This is a genomic window from Acinetobacter sp. CIP 101966, assembly GCF_000369725.1.
GTDB classification, from domain to species: Bacteria; Pseudomonadota; Gammaproteobacteria; order Pseudomonadales; family Moraxellaceae; genus Acinetobacter; species Acinetobacter lwoffii_Q.
This window is the reverse complement of record NZ_KB850160.1, coordinates 672,816-695,344: the sequence shown is the minus strand read 5'-3', so window position 1 is coordinate 695,344 and position 22,529 is coordinate 672,816. Positions and strand designations below refer to the sequence as shown.

General features: G+C 42.3%; 21 protein-coding genes. 16 read left to right on the top strand and 5 right to left on the bottom strand.

The window, feature by feature from the left end:
* Positions 1-41 precede the first annotated feature (41 nt).
* The 10 genes from ung to F891_RS09340 all read left to right on the top strand — a co-directional run bounded on the left by ung (position 42) and on the right by F891_RS09340 (position 7,259).
* Positions 42-755: a uracil-DNA glycosylase gene (gene ung, locus F891_RS09385; protein ID WP_005263343.1), complete on the top strand. Its 714-nt coding sequence runs from the start codon at positions 42-44 to the stop codon at positions 753-755.
* Positions 752-1,873, top strand: coding sequence for an enoyl-CoA hydratase/isomerase family protein (locus tag F891_RS09380; protein ID WP_005263342.1), 1,122 nt, complete (start codon positions 752-754; stop codon positions 1,871-1,873). Before ung ends, F891_RS09380 begins: the two co-directional genes overlap by 4 nt.
* Positions 1,874-1,879: 6 nt before the next feature.
* Entirely contained in the window at positions 1,880-2,395 is a 516-nt protein-coding gene (gene tadA, locus F891_RS09375) for a tRNA adenosine(34) deaminase TadA (RefSeq protein WP_005263341.1), read from the top strand.
* 60 nt (positions 2,396-2,455) lie between these two features.
* Positions 2,456-2,887, top strand: coding sequence for an SRPBCC family protein (locus F891_RS09370; protein WP_005263340.1), 432 nt, complete (start codon positions 2,456-2,458; stop codon positions 2,885-2,887).
* 17 nt (positions 2,888-2,904) lie between these two features.
* A complete protein-coding gene (cmk, locus tag F891_RS09365; protein ID WP_004645457.1) occupies positions 2,905-3,588 on the top strand; it encodes a (d)CMP kinase in 684 nt (227 codons plus the stop codon).
* A 110-nt stretch (positions 3,589-3,698) separates the two neighbouring features.
* On the top strand, positions 3,699-5,375 hold the full coding sequence (gene rpsA, locus F891_RS09360) for a 30S ribosomal protein S1 (protein WP_004278854.1): 1,677 nt from the start codon (positions 3,699-3,701) through the stop codon (positions 5,373-5,375).
* Between the two features lie 163 nt (positions 5,376-5,538).
* A complete protein-coding gene (locus tag F891_RS09355) occupies positions 5,539-5,844 on the top strand; it encodes an integration host factor subunit beta (RefSeq protein WP_004278853.1) in 306 nt (101 codons plus the stop codon).
* 24 nt (positions 5,845-5,868) lie between these two features.
* Positions 5,869-6,228: a lipopolysaccharide assembly protein LapA domain-containing protein gene (locus F891_RS09350; protein WP_004278852.1), complete on the top strand. Its 360-nt coding sequence runs from the start codon at positions 5,869-5,871 to the stop codon at positions 6,226-6,228.
* Positions 6,229-6,264: 36 nt separating this feature from the next.
* On the top strand, positions 6,265-6,945 hold the full coding sequence (gene pyrF / locus F891_RS09345) for an orotidine-5'-phosphate decarboxylase (RefSeq protein WP_005263339.1): 681 nt from the start codon (positions 6,265-6,267) through the stop codon (positions 6,943-6,945).
* Between the two features lie 86 nt (positions 6,946-7,031).
* Positions 7,032-7,259, top strand: a complete 228-nt coding sequence (locus F891_RS09340) for a hypothetical protein (RefSeq protein WP_034439435.1) — start codon at positions 7,032-7,034, stop codon at positions 7,257-7,259.
* Positions 7,260-7,381: 122 nt separating this feature from the next.
* Here F891_RS09340 and F891_RS09335 read toward each other — a convergent pair whose 3' ends face one another.
* Both F891_RS09335 and F891_RS09330 read right to left on the bottom strand, forming a co-directional pair.
* Entirely contained in the window at positions 7,382-8,290 is a 909-nt protein-coding gene (locus F891_RS09335) for a LysO family transporter (protein ID WP_005263337.1), read from the bottom strand.
* A 68-nt stretch (positions 8,291-8,358) separates the two neighbouring features.
* Positions 8,359-9,855, bottom strand: coding sequence for a flavin-containing monooxygenase (locus tag F891_RS09330; RefSeq protein ID WP_005263332.1), 1,497 nt, complete (start codon positions 9,853-9,855; stop codon positions 8,359-8,361).
* Between the two features lie 144 nt (positions 9,856-9,999).
* Here F891_RS09330 and F891_RS09325 point away from each other — a divergent pair, with 144 nt between their 5' ends.
* The 5 genes from F891_RS09325 to F891_RS09305 all read left to right on the top strand — a co-directional run bounded on the left by F891_RS09325 (position 10,000) and on the right by F891_RS09305 (position 17,105).
* Positions 10,000-11,007 carry a helix-turn-helix domain-containing protein gene (locus tag F891_RS09325; RefSeq protein WP_005263331.1) on the top strand — a complete coding sequence of 336 codons (1,008 nt, stop codon included), beginning with the start codon at positions 10,000-10,002 and terminating at the stop codon, positions 11,005-11,007.
* Positions 11,008-11,091: 84 nt separating this feature from the next.
* A complete protein-coding gene (gene zapE / locus F891_RS09320) occupies positions 11,092-12,243 on the top strand; it encodes a cell division protein ZapE (RefSeq protein ID WP_005252217.1) in 1,152 nt (383 codons plus the stop codon).
* Positions 12,244-12,609: 366 nt separating this feature from the next.
* Entirely contained in the window at positions 12,610-14,775 is a 2,166-nt protein-coding gene (locus tag F891_RS09315; RefSeq protein WP_005263330.1) for a malate synthase G, read from the top strand.
* Positions 14,776-14,903: 128 nt separating this feature from the next.
* Entirely contained in the window at positions 14,904-16,352 is a 1,449-nt protein-coding gene (locus tag F891_RS09310) for an aldehyde dehydrogenase family protein (protein WP_005263325.1), read from the top strand.
* Between the two features lie 90 nt (positions 16,353-16,442).
* Positions 16,443-17,105 (top strand): SOS response-associated peptidase family protein, encoded by a 663-nt coding sequence (locus F891_RS09305; protein ID WP_005263324.1) that lies wholly within the window; start codon positions 16,443-16,445, stop codon positions 17,103-17,105.
* Between the two features lie 78 nt (positions 17,106-17,183).
* Here F891_RS09305 and F891_RS09300 read toward each other — a convergent pair whose 3' ends face one another.
* A complete protein-coding gene (locus F891_RS09300; RefSeq protein ID WP_004278843.1) occupies positions 17,184-17,648 on the bottom strand; it encodes a MarR family winged helix-turn-helix transcriptional regulator in 465 nt (154 codons plus the stop codon).
* A gap of 741 nt (positions 17,649-18,389) precedes the next feature.
* On the opposite strand from F891_RS09300, the gene F891_RS09295 reads away from it, so the two are divergent.
* Positions 18,390-19,913: a TerC family protein gene (locus tag F891_RS09295; RefSeq protein ID WP_005263323.1), complete on the top strand. Its 1,524-nt coding sequence runs from the start codon at positions 18,390-18,392 to the stop codon at positions 19,911-19,913.
* 570 nt (positions 19,914-20,483) lie between these two features.
* On the opposite strand, the gene thiM is transcribed toward F891_RS09295, so the two are convergent.
* Both thiM and F891_RS09285 read right to left on the bottom strand, forming a co-directional pair.
* Complete coding sequence (gene thiM / locus F891_RS09290) at positions 20,484-21,332, bottom strand: hydroxyethylthiazole kinase (protein WP_005263322.1); 849 nt, start codon at positions 21,330-21,332, stop codon at positions 20,484-20,486.
* Between the two features lie 32 nt (positions 21,333-21,364).
* The gene (locus F891_RS09285) at positions 21,365-22,525 is read right to left on the bottom strand and encodes a hypothetical protein (protein WP_005263319.1); all 1,161 of its coding nucleotides are present in this window, start codon (positions 22,523-22,525) and stop codon (positions 21,365-21,367) included.
* Between the last annotated feature and the right edge of the window lie 4 nt (positions 22,526-22,529).

The window sequence follows — 22,529 nt, the reverse complement described above, 5'->3', positions numbered from 1 at the left end:
GCGTGACTTTAAATCCATTGACATAGATTTAGGATTGAAGAATGTCTTTAAATGAACAGCAACTGGCCAAGCTGAATAAAGTTCAGTTGGATGAAAGCTGGAAATATGGATTGAGTGAATTTTTGCTCAGTCCGAAAATGGATGAATTAAAAGCGTTTCTCGTTGAAGAAAAAAAAGCAGATAAAATCATTTATCCTCCCAATCATCTGATTTTTAATGCTTTGAATACCACACCGCTAGATCGGGTAAAAGTGGTGATTTTAGGGCAAGATCCTTATCATGGCCCAAATCAGGCGCATGGATTAAGCTTTTCCGTGCAAAAGGGGGTTGCATTACCACCATCTTTGCGTAATATTTTTCATGAGTTACATGCTGATGTCGGGGTTGAAAGACCGAAGCATGGTGACTTGACGCATTGGGCAGAGCAGGGTGTGCTTCTGTTAAATGCAGTACTGACCGTCGAAGCAGGTCAGCCGACTTCGCATCAAAAGCGCGGTTGGGAAGCGTTTACTGATCACGTCATTGATGTATTAAATGAACAGCGTGAACATATTGTCTTTATTCTTTGGGGCGCATACGCACAGCGTAAAGGACAGCGCATTAATCAAGACAAGCATCTCGTGTTAAAGGCAGCACATCCATCGCCTTTGGCCGCAAACCGTGGTGGTTTTTTTGGTTGTAAAGTATTTTCAAAATCGAATAACTACCTCAAACAACATGGCATTGAGCCTATAGATTGGCAGCTGGACGCATGAAATATTCTCCCCTTACTAAACATTATCATCCGGATTTGATTGTTGAAGAAGCGCACAATGGTTGGCGTATCGTTCGTTTAAATCGCCCTAAATCTTTGCATGCTCTCGATGAATCGATTGCTTCCGCACTCTTGGAAGTATTTCAGGATTTTCATCATGATGACAGCGTAAAGGCTATCTGGCTGGATTCAACCACTCCGAAAGCTTTTTGTGCGGGTGGGGATGTGCGTAAGCTGCGTCAGTTAGTTATTAATGACGAAGTCGCGGCTGCCAATAAATTCTTTGAACAAGAATATGCACTTGATCTGTTATTGCATAATTATGCCAAACCCGTTTTAGTCTGGGGTGAAGGTTATGTGATGGGTGGTGGCTTGGGCCTGTTTATGGCAGCGCCTTTCCGTTTAGTGACGCCATATTCACGTTTGGCCATGCCTGAAATCAATATCGGTTTGTATCCAGACGTGGGTGCAACCCGCTTCCTGGCAGATCGTGGTGCGATTGGTCTATTTACCGGCTTGACCGGTTCGATCATGACCGCTGCTGGTGCTTATGGTATTGGTTGGGCAACGCATATTTGTGATGCACAGCGTGATTCAGTTTTGGATAAAGTCATTAATATTGACTGGGAACATTATCCTGCGGGTGACTTCCGTGCCATTGATGATACCCTGAATAGTATGCACCGTCCGGTAGGCCCGGGACCGCTACAAAACTCTCTGGACGTGATTCATAGTGTTTGCCGTGGCATCAACTTTGAGCATGATTATGAGTCGATTATTGGCCTGAGTGATGCACGCAGTGACTGGTTACGTCAGGCCAGTGAAAACCTGAAAAAAGGTTCACCAACCACTGCAGCCTTGACCTGGCTATTATGGCAATGGGGTAAGCAGGTACATTCCTGGAATGAAGTTTTCGAACTGGAAGTTCAAATTTCTGATTGGAAAATCCGTCATCATGATTTTGTCGAAGGTGTGCGTGCACGTCTGGTCGATAAAGACCTTAGTCCTGAGTGGAAAAAGGGTGCAGATATGAGTTTAAAAGGCATCCTGTCTGGAAATCCTCCAGTTACGACTATTGAAAGCTGGAATGAGCTGCTCAAACATTATGGTGTGATTTAAGCCCCAATGTCCGAAACACAATTTACAGATGAATACTGGATGCAGCGTGCTTACGAGCAGGCTGCACTTGCTGCTGCACAGGGAGAAATCCCTGTTGGGGCAATTATCGTCAGCCAGAATCAGATCATTGGTCGGGGGTTTAATGCGCCCATCTCGTTGAATGATCCGACTGCGCATGCTGAAATTGTTGCGCTACGTGACGCGTGTCAAAACATCCAAAATTATCGTTTACCTGATGATGCAGTGCTCTATGTGACTCTTGAGCCGTGCACCATGTGTGTTGGGGCGCTGGTGCATTCACGGGTTTCACGGGTAGTATTTGGCGCATTTGAAGCGAAAGCAGGTTCACTGGTGAGTGCGCGTCAACTGTTTGAAACTGGTTATTATAATCACGTATTTCCTTTCGAGGCAGGCTGCATGCAGCAGCAATGCTCTGAACAGCTCAGTGCATTTTTTAAGTTGCGCCGCGAGCAGAAACGAGAACTCAAGTTACAAGAAAAATTATTAAATACGCAGAAATAAATCTGCTTTATCCGCTAAAATTTGCTTACTTTCAAATATCTGCAATCTTCAGGAACAATAATGAATAGTATTCAAGTAAAAAAAGAATTCCCGGCAGCGCTTGATGATGTCTTTAATTTAATGTCTAAGCATGCCACCTATAATATTGCTTTCGCGCCGATGCAGGTTGAGCGGATCAAGGATTCTGCGGATGCTGAATATCCTGATGGACTCGGTTCGGTACGTGCAATGGGTATGGGGCCAATAAAGCCGCTGAAAGAACAAATTACCTTGTTCGAGCCAAATAATCGCATCGAATACCAGATTATTAAAAATCCGTTAATCAAGCATCATTTGGGTATTATTGAATTTGAAGCACTGGCTGATGACAAAACGCTAGTAACTTATACGATTGAATTGCAGGCACGTGCGCCTTTTGTGAGTAAATTAATCCTTGCACAGTTACAGGCAGCGATTAAACTAGGCCTGACAAAACTCGCAAAATCTGTTTAAACAACAACGGGAAAGCAATGACAGTTCAAATTATTACCATTGATGGTCCAAGTGGGTCTGGCAAGGGCACGTTAGCAGCGAAACTGGCTGCACATTATCAGTTTCACTTATTGGATTCTGGTGCTTTATACCGCCTTTTGGGTTTGTCATTGCATCACCATGATTTGCTGGATTCTCTAGACACGAAATTGCCAGAATGCGTACAAATCGCAACAAATTTAGATATCCAGTTTGTCAGTACCGACACTGGAGTGCAGGTGTGGCTGGATGGTGAAGATGTGTCCCAAACTATTCGCACTGAGCGGGTAGGAGAGTTTGCTTCAAAAGTTGCAGCAATTCCTGAGCTTAGAACAGCGATGGTTTCACGCCAACATGCCTTTGCGCAGGCACCGGGTCTGGTAGCAGACGGACGCGATATGGCGACAAGTATCTTCCCGAACGCCCAGGCAAAAATATATTTGACGGCCTCGGCTGAATCCCGTGCGCAAAGACGTGTAAAGCAGTTGCAGGGCATGGGGCTGGATGTTAAAATAAGCGACATTTTAGCTAATATCATCGCTCGCGATAAACGAGATATGGAACGCACTGTCGCTCCACTCAAGCCTGCGGATGATGCTTACATTATCGATAGTTCAGATTTGAATATCGATGAAGTATTCCAGCTGATGACCACTTATGTGGATCAGCAATTAGCAAACTAACCCAATTTTATCAGCAAACGCATAGCTTGATCAGTTTTATATGGACTATGTAGATGCTTAATTAAACCGGCCTTGTCTGATCCAAGACCGCTGACTTTATCGGAAATATCATGACCGAATCTTTTGCAGCCCTCTTTGAAGCAAGCGAATTAAACCTCAACGTTGAAAAGGGTGCAGTTATCCAAGGCGTTGTAGTAAGCATTGACTCTGATTGGGTAACTGTTGACACTGGCCTTAAATCTGAAGGCGTTGTTGACCGTGCTGAGTTCTTAAATGAACAGCGCGAACTTGAAGTTCAAGTTGGCGACACTGTAGACGTAGTTGTTGAAGCACTTGACAACGGTATGGGTCAAACAGTTCTTTCTCGCGAAAAAGCTAAACGCGCAGAAACTTGGACTAAACTTGAAAAAATCTTTGAAGACGGCGAAATCGTTACTGGTGTTATCTCTGGTAAAGTTAAAGGTGGTTTCACTGTTGACATCGGTCCAGTACGTGCGTTCCTTCCAGGTTCTTTAGTTGATACTCGTCCTATTCGTGATACTACTCACCTAGAAGGCAAAGAGTTAGAATTCAAAGTAATCAAACTTGACGCTAAACGTAACAACGTTGTTGTTTCACGTCGTGCTGTTATGGAAGCTGAATCTTCAGCTGACCGTGAAGCTCTTCTTGCTCAGCTTGAAGAAGGTCAAACAGTTACTGGTACTATCAAAAATCTTACTGACTACGGCGCATTCGTTGACCTTGGCGGTATTGATGGTCTTCTTCACATCACTGACATGGCTTGGAAACGTATCAAGCACCCTTCAGAAGTTGTTGAAGTTGGTCAAGAAGTTACTGTTAAAGTACTTAAATTCGACCGCGAACGTAACCGTGTTTCTCTAGGTCTTAAACAACTTGGGGAAGATCCATGGTTAGCGATCATGAACCGTTACCCTAAAGGTTCAATCGTTAAAGCGCGCGTAACTAACCTGACTGACTACGGTTGTTTCGCTGAAATCGCTGAAGGCGTTGAAGGTTTAGTACACGTTTCAGAAATGGATCACACTAACAAAAACATCCACCCATCTAAAGTTGTTCAGATTGGTGATGAAGTTGATGTTATGGTTCTTGAAGTTGATGAAGAACGTCGTCGTATTTCTCTTGGTATCAAACAAACTCGTGCTAACCCATGGGAAGAGTTTGCTAAAGACCACGATAAAGGCGAAAAAGTTTCTGGTACGATCAAATCTATCACTGACTTCGGTATCTTCATCGGTTTACCAGGCGGTATCGACGGTCTAGTTCACTTGTCTGATATTTCTTGGAACGAACAAGGCGAAGAAGCGATTCGTCGTTACAAGAAAGGCGACACTGTTGAAGCGGTTATCCTTTCTGTAGACGCTGAAGGCAACCGTATCAGCCTTGGCATCAAGCAAATGAACAACGATCCGTTCAATGACTTCCTTGCTGCTAACGAACGCGGTGCTTTGGTTAAAGGTACTGTAACTGCAGTTGACGCTAAAGGCGCTACTGTTAAGTTAGCTGACGAAGTTGAAGCGACTTTGAAAGCATCTGAAATCAACCGCGATCGCGTTGAAGATGCAACTAAGTTCCTTGAAGTTGGTCAAGAAGTTGAAGCGAAGATCATCAACGTAGATCGTAAATCTCGCGCAATCAACTTGTCTATCAAAGCGAAAGACGAAGCTGAAGAGAAAGAAGCAGTTGCTAACTTGAAAACAGCTCCTGCTGGTCAAGACAATGGTCCTAAGACGATTGGTGACCTGATCAAAGCTCAAATGGGCAACTAAGTAAGCGTTTGAATTGTATTGTTAATGTAAGTTAACTAATACTTTTTATACAAATACTGTAAACGGTAGCGTAGTATTTAATTATTGCGCTACCGTTTTGTATTTAAACAGGTTATTATCGGGAAATAGATCCCAAGTAGCTTGATAATTAAAGAGGTCGCAGATGACTACTGAAGCACTTAATAAGTCTGACTTAATAGAGCGTATTGCGTTAAAAAATCCGCATTTGGCTGAGCCTTTAGTGGAAGAAGCCGTTAAAATTATGATCGATCAAATGATAGAAGCTTTATCAACTGACAATCGTATCGAGATTCGTGGATTTGGTAGTTTTGCATTGCATCACCGTGAACCGCGCGTAGGTCGTAACCCTAAAACTGGTAAATCTGTAGAAGTGGCTGCAAAAGCAGTCCCGCACTTTAAACCAGGCAAGGCACTTCGTGACGCTGTGAACGAGTCTGCACAAAAATAATTGTAAATATTTTGCGGGGTGTTCATGCGTTACGTTCTGGTCATTCTTTTATTGGTCCTGTTTGGTTATTCATTAGCTTTGGTTTTGCAAAACGGTACCGAATTGTCAGTGGACTTGTTATTTACTCAAGTTCCCGCAATGCGCCTTGGATTATTGCTTCTCCTCACGTTATCTTTAGGTGTCGTTTTGGGCCTGTTATTGGGCGTTCAGATCTTCCGGGTTTTTCAGACGAATTGGGAAATAAAACGACTGCGTAAAGACATTGAACATCTACGTAAGGAACAGTTGAATACAGCCAAGTTAATGGCAGCTGAAGCAGCAGCCCATACCCGGCATGAAAAAACTGTATTAGATATTACCAATGAAAATCAAAGCCCATTATAATGGGCTTATTTTTTGCCTATATGAAGGGGTAATCTCTTGAGTATCATCGTCGCACTAGATGCCAAAAGCCAATTTGATGCCTTAGCCATTGCAGAACAGTTAGATCCTGCCTTGTGTCGACTAAAAGTTGGTAAAGAGTTATTTACCCATGAAGGTCCAATCATTGTCAAAGCACTTCAAGATAAAGGCTTTGATGTATTTCTGGATCTGAAATTTCATGATATTCCAAATACAACAGCACAGGCTGTATGCGCGGCAGCAGATTTGGGTGTGTGGATGGTGAATGTGCATGCATCAGGTGGCCGTAAGATGATGGAAACCTGTGTAGAGCGTTTGCAAGCAGGTAATTATAAGACTCAGTTGATTGCAGTAACTGTATTGACGTCAATGGGCCGTGAAGACTTGAAAGATATTGGTCTGGATATTGAACCAAATGAGCATGTAAAACGTCTGGCACAACTAACAAAAGATAGTGGTCTAGATGGTGTCGTCTGCTCAGCTCAAGAAGCGAAAATGTTGCGTGAAACGATTGGAAAAGACTTTGCATTGGTGACACCCGGCATTCGTCCAGAAGGGTCGAATGCAGATGACCAGAAACGTATTGTGACACCGAAACAGGCAATGATAGATGGCTCAACACATCTGGTCATTGGTCGCCCGATTACTCAGTCTAAAAATATGCGCCAAACCTTAAAAGATATTTTGGCAACGCTTTAATATGGTTTGAATGACAAAAAGCCTTTCAGTCGAAAGGCTTTTTTTATATATCGAAAAAATTGGTTATAAAATAAAAAGAAAAAATGATGACTTCATCTGAACGACAATTAGAAAAAGCACACAATGACCTGATTCAAAATATTCAACAGGCGGAACAGCTTAAGCAACAAAAACAGCAACAACAAAAGGCAAGCTCAGCAGATTGGACAGCGGGGATCGATGTGGTCAGTTTTGCATCTGATGCCATCAGTCTTGCTTCAGATGTTATTGAAACAGTAGGCGATACCTTAAGTGATATTGATTTAAGTTTTTAGTCAGCCCTCTTGGCCTACTTGCTTGTGCTTCGTTTTAAAATTCTGCTTTTAAACTGAATCAGGGAGGAGAGTCCCTCTTTATAAAAGAGGAATTTAGTGAGATTGAGATAGCGATAAAGCAATTAAATCGCTGCCAGTACACTCACCATGACTGGTGCTAACAGTGACAAAATAAAACCACTGACCATGGCATGTGGAATAAAATCATGCCCGCAGGCCTGTTTAACCATCGGTAGAGTCACATCCATCGCAGTTGCACCCGCTGCGGAAATGGCGGATCTTGGGTATCTCCAGCCCATACAATACATCAGTAAGATGGCAAAAATTTCTCTAAACAGGTCATTCATTAGCGCAATGCTGCCGAGTTCTGCATTTCGAAGTTCTGTCACGACAACGCCTGACATTGAGTAAAATCCATAGCCTTGTGACAGCATGATCAAATCTTTCAGACTAATGTCGGTGTTCCAGAATGAATAGGCTATGACTGCAAATAATGAACCGAAAATACAACCGATCGGAACCATTAGAATTTTAAAATTTAACCAGGAACGATCTAAAGGTGAATAAGCCAGATCCAAGCCAATCATGAACATAAATACCAGCAACAAATGCCAGGTGCTGATTTGCAAGGATAGATCAAACAGATTCAAGCCCGCATGTAAACAATATCCACCTGCGAGAGCTAAAAAAGCATAGCTCATATTCAGCAAGGATTTAACTACCAGATCGAGAGATACCCGGCCTGAACTCGGAAGAAAACCTGCCCATTTAAATAGTAGGTAACAAAATGCAAAAGCGCCGAGTGAGGTTAGAAAGGCAATACTAATTGACGTACTCAAAATCTGGAGAGGATGCTGTAATTCATCTACCAGTTGTGAAAATTCAAAGGCAATTGCAATCAATAAAACATAGCTAAAATAGGGCAATAGCTTGAAACAGATTTTAATAATCGAAATCGGAATTCGTTTTGCCATGGCAAAACCGAGTGCTAGACAGAATAGAAGCTGAAAGATAAGCCAAAGCGATTGCATAAGTTTAATGGATTGAAAAAATTACCTATAAATTATGCCACCGCTTGATGTCAGATGGTAAAAAGCTTTTAGGCGACTTTATTCAATAATCGATAATCTGCGGCATTTGGCTTTTTTGTTTTGAGCCAGTATTTCCAGGTATAGGTTGGCCATAAGGCAAAGTTCTTGCCGCCTTCCTGCTGATACCAGCTGACGCAGCCAGATTGCCACACAGTCTTTTCAAACATATGTTGCACCTGCTGATTAAATGCATCCTGTGCCTGGTCTTTGACCATGATGGCATCGCTTTGGGATCGATCGACCAGTTGCATCAATTGCAAAATATATTCGACTTGTGCCTCAATCATAAAAATGACAGAGTTGTGTGCCAATAGGGTATTTGGGCCCAATAACTGAAACAGGTTTGGGAAGTCTTTCACGCAAATGCCATAATAACTTTCAGCGCCTTGTTTCCAGACTTCATTCAGTTCTACGCCATCGAGCCCGGTACATTGAAAATTCTTCATATAGATGCGCGGATCGGTAATGAATCCAGTGCCATAAATCAGACAGTCAATCGGCCGCTCTTTTCCATCTTGTGTAATGATACTGTGTTCAGTCAGTTCCTGAATCTTCTCGGTCACTAGTTCTACATTGTGGCGGTTAAAAGTCGGAAAGTAGCGGTTTGAAACCAGAATGCGTTTACAGCCCATGATGTAATCGGGAGTCAGTTTTTTGGCTAATTCAGGATTTTTAACCTCATATTTAATCAGTAGTTCTGCCAGTTTTTGGGTGAATTTCATAATGCTCGGTTTGACAATCGGTACGACACGCGATTCATTTGACCAATATAGGCGCGTGCGATGTAACTTTCGAAACCAGTCATATTTTTTAAAGAGTTTCTTTTCAAGATTCGGGTAGGCGCGTTCATCACGAGGAATGACCCAGGCCGCAGTACGTTGCATGACATACAGATGTTTGCATTGCGGGGCAATTTCCGGAATATATTGAATGGCACTGCCACCTGTCCCAATCGATGCAACATTTTTGCCAGTCAGATCATAAGCGTGATCCCATTGCGCAGAATGAAAAACTTTGCCCTGAAATTTCTCAATACCGAGTATATGTGGGATTTGGGGAATATGTAATGGCCCGGAAGCGAAGATAACAAACTGGGCTTCAAGGATACTTTGATCCTGTAGCTGCAATTGCCACAGACAGCGCTCTGCCTGGTAATGTGCTGCCAGTACCTCGGTATTTAAACGGCAAAAAGCACGCAGGTTATAATCGGTCACCAGATCCTGAATATAAGAAAATATCTCGGGTGCTTCCGCATAACGCTTGGACCAATTACTTTTTGGAGCAAATGACAAGGAATACAAATGTGATTGCACATCACAGGCTGCTCCAGGGTACTGATTGTCCCGCCAAGTTCCGCCAAAATCGCTCCCTTTTTCCAGAATAATAAAGTCATAAATACCATGCTGTTGTAAACGTATTGCCATGGCAATACCGCCGAAACCGGCTCCAATAATGGCAACTTTGGTATGAGGGTGGGAGCGTGTAGCGGTGGCATGATCTAGCATCAGTACATTCCTTACTTATTTTAATGTTGGATATTTATCGTAATTTGCTCCTTGGTGATTAGATAGAAAATTGATCTAAACGGCAATAGCCGACACATTATTTTTATAGTACAACTAGAGCAATCACATTGTATTTGTATGGTTATGAAACGTTCTGTTCTCAGTCTGATGTATTTGCTTCAAGGGATGCGCAAGGCTGGCATGGATGTCGATCAGAAACTGCAAAACATTGGACTGCGTGTAGATGCCTTTGATCCAAGCTCGGTGATCCACCCCAGTCTGGAACATGATGTGCTTAAGGTTGTAGGACAGGAAATCCAACCTGAACAGGGATTATTGATTGGCCAGCATTATGCTTTGGCAGGTTATGGTCCCTTACTCATGTTGCTGGTGACCAGTCCTACGGTACGTGATGCATTGAATCAGGTGATCCGTTTTCAGCAGTTGACGCATTTGACCGGTCAGTTGGCCTTGCAGCAAAGCGAGCATCATAGCGCGCTATGTTATCGAGCCAAGCAGCAGGATGATCATTTGAGAATGTTGCTGGCACAGGCAGAGATTTCCGGAACGTTTAAGTTTATCCGGGAAATCTACAAATTGATGAGCTTATCCAAACCTGATTTGCGGATCGAGTTGCCATTTGCCTATCCAGAAGATCTGAATACCTTAAAGGTCTACCATGATTATTATGGAACACAGGTACAGTTTGATGCATCTCGGGCAGCATTCTGGTTTGATGAAGCAGTGCTGGATATTAAAATTCCCTCTGCGGATGCGGTGACTTTTGCCGTCTATGAAGCCAAATGTCTGGCTGAACTGGAACGCTTGCAACAGGATGAGCAGACGCCGACTGTGGTGCAGCGCGTGCAGGATTATCTGGAGATCCAAAGCGGCCTGATGCCGAGCATGGCTGAAACGGCACAGGCGCTGAATATCCCGGAACGAACCTTACGGCATCAGTTACAGCAGTGTGATACCAGTTATAAGCAGATTCGCGAAGAAATTATTAAAGATAAAGCTTTGCGACTGATTGAATACAAACAGTATTCGATTGAAATGATTGCAGAATTATTAGGCTATTCCGAGCCGGCTGCTTTTAACCATGCCTTTAAACGCTGGTTTGGGCAAAGTCCTCGGCAATATATAAAATAGCCTAAGCTTGTTTATGCCAAAGTGTTATAGCGTGTTGATTAAACTCCGCTATAATTAAATTGATCCCAAATAGTATGAAATTCTATGTCCGATTTTAATTCACAGCACAGCACCGCTTTTAGTCCGATTTCTCCTGCAGAACGTTATGCACAAGCGATCTCTTCGGGACAGTTTATGCCTGATGAAGCACAGGCAATGGCAGTACATGAACTGAATCGTGTCTGGCTGGAATTGATTCAGCGTTTTAAGGCATCGAAAAAAGCATTTCGCCGCTTTCGCCGTCAGACATCTCCGAAAGGGGTGTACATGTGGGGTGGTGTGGGGCGTGGAAAAACTTGGTTAATGGATCAGTTTTACGATTCGATTCCGTTTCGCCGTAAAACCCGGATGCATTTTCACCATTTTATGCAGCATGTGCATCGTGAGTTAAACAAATTATCCGGACAGCGTAATCCGCTAGATATCGTGGCGGATCGAATTTATAAAGAAGCGGTCATTATCTGTTTTGATGAATTTTTTGTGTCTAACGTGACGGATGCAATGATCCTGAGCGATCTGTTCCAGAAGCTGTTTGAACGTGGTATCACCTTGGTCGCTACTTCGAATATCGCACCGGACGGTTTATATAAGAACGGCATTCACCGTGACCGTTTTATGCCTACCATCGAACTGGTCAAGAAAAACTGTGTGGTCTTAAATGTCGATGCCGGAGTCGATTACCGTCTACGGGTTTTGAAACAGGCACAACTGTTTAAATTCCCGTTAACACATGATCATAAAAACTGGATTGCTCAACGTTTTAGCGCTTTGACCCAGACTCAGACCTGTTCTGAAGAGCCGATTATTATCAACAACCGTATTGTTGAAACCGTGTCACATACTGAAGATGTATTGTGGTGTGAATTTTCTGAACTGTGTTTAAAGCCACGCAGTCCGGCTGATTTTATTGAAATCGCCAATATTTATAATACGGTTTTGGTGAGTAATGTACCGCATCTGACCGATTTCCTGAATGATGGAACGCGCCGTTTTATTTATCTGGTCGATGAATTTTATGACCGTGGCGTCAAGTTACTCTTAACCTCAGAAGATAATATCGTGGATATTTATCAGGGTGAAAAACTGGCCTTTGAAATTGAACGGACCCGTTCCCGTTTGCTGGAAATGCAGTCAGATGAATACCTGAATTCTGAACATCGCCAGATTGAGAAAATCGCCTCCGTGAACGGAGAGTAAGAATAAAAGCGCTGGTCATTCACCAGCGCTTTTTTTATAAAAATAACCACTTGAATTGTCGACAAGCCTGATTAAACATGGCTTAATCTTGGTCTAAATATGATCGTGTATAACTAGAATGCATAATTTTTACTCGAAAATCTGAACTTAAGTCTAATTTCTACATTTCGAAAACTTTATACACTGTCATTAAGGTATTTAGCAGAATGATATCTATTTGTAACTGAGAAATATCAAATATGTTTATGAGGGTATTCATATTGGAAAAAATGCTCAGTATTTAGCAATGTGATAATACTATTCAGCTAGATTTTAATCGGTATACTAGAATCTCTTGTATAAAAAGTAGCAATATCAGGAAAGACAATGACTGCACGTATTCAAAAAGGCAAGTTAGCGATTGCTAAAGAACTTTACGATTTCATCGAAAATGAAGCACTACCAGGTTCTGGTTTAGACAGCGAAACATACTGGAAAAACTTTGAACAAGTCGTTGTTGATCTTAGCCCTAAAAATAAAGCACTTTTGGCTAAGCGTGATGACATTCAGGCGAAAATTGATGAATGGCACCGCAATAACACATTTGAATTACAAGCTTACAAAGCTTTCTTGACTGAAATTGGCTACTTGTTACCAGAAGTAGAAGATTTTCAAATCAGCACTGAAAATGTAGACGAAGAAATTGCAATACTGGCAGGTCCACAGTTGGTGGTACCAGTACGTAATGCACGTTACTGCTTGAACGCTGCAAACGCACGTTGGGGTTCTTTGTACGATGCACTTTATGGCTTCGATGTCATCTCTGAAGAAGATGGCGCGGAAAAAGGCAAAGGCTATAACCCGAAACGTGGTGAAAAAGTTGTCGCATTTGCAAAGAATTTCCTCGACGAAACTTTCCCATTGGCACAAGGTTCGCATGCAGATGCAACTCAATACGCAGTTGAAGCTAATGCACTGGTTGTTACCCTAAAAGACGGTTCAAAAACAACTGTGGCAGATGCAGCTAAATTCGTTGGCTACAATGGCGAAGCTTCAGCACCGACTGAAATCGTATTTAAAAATAATGGCCTGCACGCTATTGTGCAAATTGATGCCAGCAGCCCGATTGGCCAAACTGATGCCGCTGGTGTAAAAGATGTAGTTCTTGAAGCTGCGGTTACGACCATTCAGGACTTGGAAGACTCGATTGCAGCTGTTGATGCTGAAGAGAAAGTAGAAGGCTACCGTAACTGGTTAGGCCTGATGAAAGGTACTTTAGAAGAGTCTATTGAGAAAAACGGTAAAACTGTTACCCGTAAACTGAATGAAGACCGTACTTTCAAAAATGTAGAAGGTGGTGAAACTAAAGTTCACGGCCGTTCATTGATGTTGCTGCGTAATGTTGGTCATTTAATGACAAACCCTGCGATTCTGGTAGATGGCGCAGAAATCTATGAAGGCATCATGGATGCATTGGTTACGCCATTGTTGTCTTTTGTAGACATCAAAGGTGAAAACACGATCAAGAACTCGCGTCAAGGTTCAATGTATATCGTTAAGCCGAAAATGCATGGTCCTGAAGAAGTGGCATTTGCCGTTGAATTGTTTGAACGTGCAGAACAGGCACTTGGCTTACCTGCAAAAACTTTAAAAATCGGGATTATGGATGAAGAACGCCGTACTTCTGTGAACTTGAAGAACTGTATTGCACAAGCCAAAGATCGTACGATCTTCATCAATACAGGTTTCATGGACCGTACCGGCGATGAAATCCATACCTTTATGGAAGCTGGTCCATTCGTTCGTAAAGGCGAAGTAAAAGGCCAAATCTGGTTCCCGGCTTATGAAAACCGTAACGTGATGATTGGTCTGCAAGCAGGTTTACGTGGTAAAGCACAAATCGGTAAAGGCATGTGGCCAAAGCCAGACATGCTGCTTGACATGTACAAAACCAAAACTGAACATCCTGAAGCGGGTGCGAGCTGTGCATGGGTTCCATCACCTACAGGTGCGGTGATTCACGCGATTCACTATCACCAGATTAATGTTGCAGACCGTCAGCAAGAATTATTGTCGACTCAGCCTTTATCTCTAGATGATTTGTTGACACCACCATTGGCGAAAGACACTAACTGGTCTGAAGAAGAAAAAACCAAAGAACTCGAAAATAACTGTCAAGGTATTTTAGGTTATGTGGTTCGCTGGGTAGATTTGGGTGTAGGTTGTTCTAAAGTTCCAGACATCAATGATGTCGGTTTAATGGAAGACCGTGCGACTTTACGTATTTCTTCACAACATGTTGCGAACTGGTTGCGTCACGGTATCGTAAGTCGTGAACAGGTAGAAGAAGTCATGCAACGTATGGCGAAAATTGTGGATGAGCAAAATGCCAATGATCCACTGTATACGCCAATGTCTGCTGACTTTGCCAACAATATTGCATTCCAGGCAGCATCTGACCTGATCTTTAAAGGTGGTGAGCAGCCATCAGGTTATACCGAGCCGCTTTTACATGCAGCGCGTTTAAAGTTAAAAGGTTATACAGGTGATTAATCCTGTCTAGCTTAAAAAAGCCTCTTCGGAGGCTTTTTTATTGTCTAATGGTAAGCCGCTGTCGTTCTGACTAGAAATTTTCCAGCCGAACTTTTAAAGTGGGGCAAAGCATGCGAGGAAACAATAAAATGACAACGGTATATCAAAATTTAGACCAGCAGTTTATTCATGGTCAGTGGCAAGCCGGTACTTCAACCAGAACAATAAAAAATATCAACCCCTATACCCAGAGCGAAATTTTTAGTATGCCAGCTGCCCGTTCTGTCGATGTCGACAGTGCTTATACCGCAGCAGAGCAGGCTTTCCAGCAGGGTGTTTTGAAATCCATTGAAGTACGTAAAACAGTGCTGCAAAATGTGATCACAATTATTCAGCAGCGTCGTGATGAAATCATTGACTGGCTCATTATTGAATCAGGCAGTACACGTATTAAAGCTGGTGTTGAGGTAGATGCTGCTCTGGGCATCATTCAGGAAAGTCTGGCTTTTCCAGATCAGATCCAAACTGAACAGCTCCAAAGCAAAGATCCAGCACGTAAAAGTATGGTTTTGCGCAAGCCTTTAGGCGTGATTGCAGTCATCAGTCCATGGAACTTCCCATTTCATTTGTCTTTACGCTCAGTGGCTACTGCAATTGCCTGTGGCAATACCGTCGTGCTGAAGCCGGCCAGTGATACGCCAGTGACTGGCGGTACCTTAATCGGCAAACTCTTTGAAGAGGCAGGTTTGCCTGTAGGTGCACTGAATATTGTTGCCGGTGCTGGTAGTGAAATCGGGGATTATTTTGTTGAGCATTCGGTGCCGAAAATGATTTCATTTACCGGTTCGACTGAAGTGGGGAAAAGTGTCGGTAGCAAAGCCTTGGCCAGTTCCCGAATCAAGCGTTTGGCACTTGAACTGGGTGGCAATGCACCTTTGGTCATTCTGGATGATGCCAATCTTGATCTAGCAGTTGAACTGACGCTGATGGGGCGTTTTATGCATCAGGGACAAATTTGCATGAGTACCAATCGGGTCATTGTCGATGCCTCTATTCATGATGCTTATGTAGATAAGCTTCTGGATCGGATCAAAATGATTCCGGTGGGTGATCCAAATCTGGAAGATACCGTGATTGGTCCGATCATTAACCAGAGTCAGGTTAAAAAGCATCAACAGATCATTCAAACAGGCAGCGAGCAGGGCGCACAACTGGTGTATGAGGGGGGAATTGAAGGAAATCTGGTTTATCCACATATTTTTATTGATGTCGCGGGAGATTCCGATTTAGCGCAGCAAGAAAGCTTTGGGCCGATTTTACCTATTTTAAAAGCCCGGGATGAAGCACATGCTTTAAATCTGGCCAATGCGACCGAGTTCGGTTTGTCCAGTGCAGTATGTACCTCAAACATCGAGCGAGGCAGCGCGTTTGCGGAACAACTGGATATTGGTATGACACATATTAATGGCATTAGTGTTGCAGACCAATCAAACGCACCCTTTGGCGGCGAGAAAAATTCAGGATTGGGTCGTTTTAATGGTCGCTGGATTTTTGAGGAGTTTACCCGGACACATTGGTTGACTGTACCGAATTCATAACAGTCAACGCGCCTAAAACTATAGAAATACGACAGGCTTCGACTTGGCATCACGCTATAATCTTATGGTCGAATGATTTATATATAAGCCATGTGCGCCAACTTTAAGCCTTTAACCTTAGAACAGTTGCATAATCTGGGATTGCCAGAAATTCCTTTTGAATATCCAGAGGAGGTCTATCCCAATTATGCTACGCCGCTTTTATTTCATTCAGCTCAAGGACTGGAATGGCGTTCCGTGAATTTTGGACTTATTCCGAAATGGGCAGAAGACAAAACTATAGGCACCAAGACTTATAACGCCAGAAATGAAACTTTATTGCAAAAGCCCACCTTTGCTGAGGCCACTGCTAGATGTCATTTTGGCGTTATTCCGGTATCAGAATTTTATGAGTCCAAATATTTTGACAATAAACCGCAGCGTTGGGGTGTAAGACGTAAAGATGGTCAGGCGACTTTTATTGCAGCTGTGTATGAGATTGCTCGGGTACAAGGTGAAATTGTACGCTCTGCCAGTATGATTACCATGGATGCAATTGACCATCCCATGATGAAGGAGTTTCATGAGCCGGGTAATATCAAACGCTCGGTTATTGTGATTCCACAGCAGCGACTGCAAGAATGGCTAACGCTAAGGCATCCGGATATTCGTAGCTTTGTAGAGGGCTTTCCGGTAGAAGAGTTTGAATGTTCACATGTACCAAAAGAAAAAATCAAAAAAGTCAGTCCACAACTGAACTTTTTTGATTTTTAGAAAGCTCTGGCGAATTATTTATTATTGTAAAGTATGCGCCAATTCGCCAGCGTCTATTTAAAATAAAAAGTAGGTCTCTTAACGAGCTAAATTTTTGAAAATATGACGTAAACTTTCCATGGTTTTTTCAATTTGCAAAGGCGTCAGGCCTTCAAATGACTGTTCCAGTACCACATTTGTCAGATCATTGATCTTATGCGTCATTTGCATGCCTTTGTCGGTCAAAAATACTCGGGTAATCCGTGCGTCATCCTCACATGAATAGGTTTCAACCAGACCTTCGTCTTTTAAGCGGTAGACAATTTTAGTCGTGGTCGACATTTTAGAAACAACCATCTCTGACAAATCAGAAACACTGGCATGCGGTTTGGCTTTTAGTGCAAGAAGGATGCGGCGGCGGGAATTGTCAACACCATACTTTTTTAGTGCATGATCGACATTAACGACGTATTGAGCATGAACCTGAGTTACCCAATAATATGGAAAGTTTTCTAAATTAAATTCTTCCGTACACGGCAAAAATTTTGCATATTTCTTAGTCATGAAATGTTCCTTGTATTTATTTTTCTAGGGCCCTTTCATTTTATGAAAAAGTTTATGCATATTTCAACCTTTATTTTAAAAATGTTAAAGCGCTAACACTTTTAGTTTTGCTTAACATCCCAAGGAGTTGATCAGTTCTGCATGTGAGCCTTATCTGGCGCGGAGACTGTTCTTTAAAATCGGATGAAAGGCGATAATATTTTGTATAAATTTAATTCCTCATTATGTATTTCGTGAGTAGAAATGTTTTCCAAGACTTTTTATTGTTCTTAAGCAGCCTGTCTCAATAGGTTTTAATGCAAATAATTGTATTTCAATAAATTAATCGATTTAAGAAATATAGGGTGATTGAGTGGTTTTAGTCAATATAGTAAATGATTATTTACAGCTATATTTTTAAGTGATTGTTCTTTTAATAAAAAAATAGTTTATGCTCTAATCTTTAAGTGACCTTAAAAGTAATGGTCTAATCAAACTAAATTCTGTTTATTTTTAATTCAATTCGAATAAATGATGTAGAAAAAATTAAAATTAATCAGTTTCAGCATCAATCAGTTGATCATAAAAGTCTCAATAAAATCATGATCATGTAATTTTTTTGTAAATTAATACATTACAAAATACTCAGTTTATGCATAATGGAATAGTCTTAAGTTGCATAGGTTAAATTTTAATGGATCCCTCGCCGTGCGTTGATCTTCCATCTCTATTTCTAGCTTACTCGAACGGGGTCATTCTCTAATGGAATTTTTATTAGATCCCGGAATCTGGGTAGGTTTAATTACTCTTATTATTCTTGAAATTGTTTTAGGTATTGATAACCTAGTCTTCATTGCCATTCTGGCTGAAAAACTTCCTCCTGAACAACGCGATAAAGCACGTGTTATTGGTTTGTCTCTCGCATTATTCATGCGTCTAGGCCTGTTATTTGCCATTGCCTGGTTGGTCACTTTGACACAACCATTGATTACTGTGTTTAACTGGACCTTCTCTGGTCGGGACCTGATCTTGTTATTTGGTGGCTTGTTCCTGGTGTATAAGGCCGTTACTGAGCTGCATGAAAAGATTGAAGGTAAACCTGAAGTCACAGTGTCTACCAATGTGGTATATGCAAGTTTCACTGCTGTTGTTGCACAGATTGTTGTTTTAGATGCTGTTTTCTCTTTAGATTCAGTAATTACCGCCATTGGTATGGTCGACAACATTTATGTCATGATGGCTGCCATGATTGTTGCAATGGGCGTGATGCTACTGGCATCGAAACCATTGACTAACTTTGTGAACCGCCATCCAACCGTGGTGATTCTGTGTTTAAGCTTCCTGCTTTTAATTGGTATCAGTCTGATTGCAGAAGGTTTTGGTTTCCATATTCCTAAAGGCTATATCTATTCAGGTATTGGTGTTGCGATCATAATCGAAGCATTCAACCAGTTCGGTCAGCGTAATGCTGCTAAACATGAATCTAAGATTCCTTTGCGTCATCGTACGGCTGACTCAATCCTGAAGTTAATGGGTGGCAAGCTAGAGACGACCGACAGTCAAAATAATGAGGCACAAGAAACCTTTGCAGATGAAGAACGCTATATGATTGGTGGGGTGCTTACCCTTGCAGAGCGTTCAGTTGCTTCGATCATGACGCCGCGCGGTCAGATTTCATGGGTTGATCTAGAAGATAACCCAGAACAGATCCGTGAAAAAATTCTGTCTGTTCCACACAGTCTGTTCCCGGTATGTCGCGGTAGCCTAGATAAGGTGATTAGCGTAGTACGTGCCAAAGAATTATTGGATGTACTGGAAGAGCCGGAAGAATTAAAAGCACTGATTAAACGTCATCGCCCAATTTATATCTTTGAAAAGATGAAAGTTATTGACGCGATTAATACCTTGCGTACTTCTAAAGGTTCTTTGGTCTTGGTGAGTGACGAGTTTGGTAATGTACAGGGTCTGATTTCACCGCTGGATGTATTTGAAGCAATTGCTGGTGAATTCCCGGATGCAGACGAACAGCTGGATCTGGTGAAAGTGGATGATACGCACTGGATCGCATCGGGCATGTTAGACTTGTATCAGCTTGAGCTGGAACTTGGCATGATTGATCTGATTGATGAAGATGCTGGTTATATCAGTGTGGCGGGTTTGATTCTGGATAAAACCAACAGTACGGTTGAAGTGGGTACCGAGTTAAATTATCAAGGTGTTCAGTTCAAAGTCACTGAAATTGAAAGCAATCGTATCAAGTCGGTCAGCATTCATTACGCAGGTTAAACAGGTGTTTTAAACACTTTGTTTGTTCAAATCTTAAAAGTCAGTTGCTTTGGTGACAGCTGGCTTTTTTAATGCATATTTATAAAGCTGATTCATTGAAATGAAAGTTAGCTCATTGTTTGAACGGATTTTTATCAGTCTATTCATACTATTAGTCATGTTCCCGATTGAGCTGAATATCCGGGTATTGTGCTGAGATTTTGAAACCGAAAAAGTCAAATCAGCAATCAAAAGTAAGCATGATCAGGCTTCAAATATTGATTCATGTAACCTGTTAATCAAAACTTAAAGGTCATGTTTAAATACCGACAAAAAATTGAACTACAATTCACATGAACTAGATTTGCATGATGCAAACAGATCTTAAGTAAAATGGAAACCGTTTGTATGAAAATCATTAGATAAGTTGTATGAAGCCTGCTCAATCCGGAATAGAATTACTCAAAAATGATCTCCGAAAGAGCTAGACAGAACATTTCTAAGGAGATCAATAGAGCAAATGAGCAGGATCAATCTAAATAGGGGCGTTCACCTATTTAAGCCTAAACACCCCGTAAAGCAGCCAATAAACTAAATGAATTCCGGCAGAATTTTGAAGCTGGCATATTGTCGGATTGTTTCAGTATTAAGCTGATGGATTTCATCTAGAAAGGCGACATTAAAACTGCCTAACTGTTGTGCGCGTTCGAATGCCAATTGTCCGGCAATGGCAAAATGTACATGTGCCGTTAATGCAGCGAGGGTTGGAGAGGTCACCGCACTATAGGCAGCAATCAGTGCACCGAGTGCACATCCCATTGCCGTGATTCGGGGCTGTAAAGCAGAACCACCTGACACCTGTATCACAGGATAGTCTCTAGAAATAATGTAATCGGATTCACCGGAGATCGCGATACATTCACAATCATCCAGCAAAGTTTGCGCCTGTAAATAAACATCTGCGCTGTCTACCGTGCTGTCTACACCCTTGGACTCAATCTGCTTACCGGCCAAAGCGCCAATTTCAGAAGCATTGCCTCGTAAAATCGTAGGTTGGGAATGCATCAACTGATCTACGATGCCAGAACGCCAGTGCAGAACTGTTCCATAACCGACCGGATCAAGCACCCACGGTTTTTGCAATTGATGTGCAGTTTTCGCAGCAATCTGCATCGCCTGAACCTGCTCTGTCGTCGGTGTACCCAGATTCAAACTGATTGCTGCTGCAATCTTGGCAAAACTTTCAGCTTCAAACGGATTGTCGATCATGGCCGGAGACGCATGTGCAGCCAGTACAACATTGGCGACATAATTGCTGGCCACGGTATTGGTCATGATATGTACCAAGGGCTGCTGTTGCTGTAGCTTTAACCAGGCCTCACAGATCTGATCTAGAAGCGTTTGCTGTAGTGCTTGCGTAGAAGTCGTCATAATGATCATTTATAAAAGTGGAAGATAAGTTGTCTATTCGGTCAGCGGGTAAAATAATGGTCTTGATGCTTGCAGCTACGACAGAACAGGCTGACATAGTCACTGGCATCATAATCTACCGACAGTTCCTGTGAGCCGCAGTGCATACAACGTTTCTGGGAATAAAATTTCAGGCGGGGTTCGATCTTGTGCCACGAACGCCACACTGGCTGGAAGAAGATATTTTCATCATAGCCCAGAAAACGATAAAACAGGATTTCGCTCATCTTGCTGAATGCCAGTTGCGATGGACGTGGCAGGGTAGAGGTTTCCCATTTTTCTGTCACTGAACGTTCGCGATACTGCTGCAAGGTTTTTTTCAGCAGATTGGTATTAATAAAGTTTTCATTGCGTGGCTTAAGGGCTTTTTGTTTGTACAGATATTCAAGTCCCGTTTGTACCAGATAATAAATCTGGCCCACAGCCAGTACATCCAAAAGACGATAGCAAAAAGTCTGAAAGCCCTGATTTCCGGCAATCTGCACATTCCAGCTACGGCAATAGAATTGGGCAAACTGAATGATTTCTTCATACAGCAGGCAATAGAGTGCATCTTTGACTTCATCTGCACTTTTAAAGGGCACACCCTGACTCAGGTTTTGATAAAACCAATTGCGCAGCTGCTGGGTAATGCTGAACAGGGTCGGTTCAGAATAGCCATCCAGTCGGACATTAATATAATAATGCTGATTTTCCTGCTGGAGATCTTTGGGAATCAGAACCTGATCCCTGATCAGGCTTTTCACCAGACCATGTTGGAACAGATAGTTGGGACTGATGGAGTAATATCGAATTTGATGCCAGTCAATATATTCGCGGTGCTGGCTATATTCCTGAACCTGCTCATCCAGAATCGCGAGTAAAAACAGTTTATTAATAAAACTGAGCTGATTTAGCTCAAGAACCGGTCGATCCTGTTTTTTATGATATTGACGATTTTCCTGTAAACGGACTTCCTTGAGCATGCGTTTACGCTGCGCCAGACATCGTTCACAATAACAATTGTGTTTTTGATCAGAATAAAGCTGATGCTGGCAATGGCTGCATTCATGATAGCTCAGTTCCTGATCATATTGCTCTGCCTCAATCCAATACATCGATGCCTTACACAGCGGGCAGTGGGTACTTTCATCAAGCTGTTTTTGCAGAACACTGAATACCATGGTC

Coding starts and splice junctions, on each gene's coding strand:
- ung (WP_005263343.1), top strand. CDS start 42: ATGTCTTTAAATGAACAGCAACTGGCCAAGCTGAATAAAGTTCAGTTG.
- F891_RS09380 (WP_005263342.1), top strand. CDS start 752: ATGAAATATTCTCCCCTTACTAAACATTATCATCCGGATTTGATTGTT.
- tadA (WP_005263341.1), top strand. CDS start 1,880: ATGTCCGAAACACAATTTACAGATGAATACTGGATGCAGCGTGCTTAC.
- F891_RS09370 (WP_005263340.1), top strand. CDS start 2,456: ATGAATAGTATTCAAGTAAAAAAAGAATTCCCGGCAGCGCTTGATGAT.
- cmk (WP_004645457.1), top strand. CDS start 2,905: ATGACAGTTCAAATTATTACCATTGATGGTCCAAGTGGGTCTGGCAAG.
- rpsA (WP_004278854.1), top strand. CDS start 3,699: ATGACCGAATCTTTTGCAGCCCTCTTTGAAGCAAGCGAATTAAACCTC.
- F891_RS09355 (WP_004278853.1), top strand. CDS start 5,539: ATGACTACTGAAGCACTTAATAAGTCTGACTTAATAGAGCGTATTGCG.
- F891_RS09350 (WP_004278852.1), top strand. CDS start 5,869: ATGCGTTACGTTCTGGTCATTCTTTTATTGGTCCTGTTTGGTTATTCA.
- F891_RS09340 (WP_034439435.1), top strand. CDS start 7,032: ATGACTTCATCTGAACGACAATTAGAAAAAGCACACAATGACCTGATT.
- F891_RS09335 (WP_005263337.1), bottom strand. CDS start 8,290: ATGCAATCGCTTTGGCTTATCTTTCAGCTTCTATTCTGTCTAGCACTC.
- F891_RS09330 (WP_005263332.1), bottom strand. CDS start 9,855: ATGCTAGATCATGCCACCGCTACACGCTCCCACCCTCATACCAAAGTT.
- F891_RS09325 (WP_005263331.1), top strand. CDS start 10,000: ATGAAACGTTCTGTTCTCAGTCTGATGTATTTGCTTCAAGGGATGCGC.
- zapE (WP_005252217.1), top strand. CDS start 11,092: ATGTCCGATTTTAATTCACAGCACAGCACCGCTTTTAGTCCGATTTCT.
- F891_RS09315 (WP_005263330.1), top strand. CDS start 12,610: ATGACTGCACGTATTCAAAAAGGCAAGTTAGCGATTGCTAAAGAACTT.
- F891_RS09310 (WP_005263325.1), top strand. CDS start 14,904: ATGACAACGGTATATCAAAATTTAGACCAGCAGTTTATTCATGGTCAG.
- F891_RS09305 (WP_005263324.1), top strand. CDS start 16,443: ATGTGCGCCAACTTTAAGCCTTTAACCTTAGAACAGTTGCATAATCTG.
- F891_RS09300 (WP_004278843.1), bottom strand. CDS start 17,648: ATGACTAAGAAATATGCAAAATTTTTGCCGTGTACGGAAGAATTTAAT.
- F891_RS09295 (WP_005263323.1), top strand. CDS start 18,390: ATGGAATTTTTATTAGATCCCGGAATCTGGGTAGGTTTAATTACTCTT.
- thiM (WP_005263322.1), bottom strand. CDS start 21,332: ATGATCATTATGACGACTTCTACGCAAGCACTACAGCAAACGCTTCTA.
- F891_RS09285 (WP_005263319.1), bottom strand. CDS start 22,525: ATGGTATTCAGTGTTCTGCAAAAACAGCTTGATGAAAGTACCCACTGC.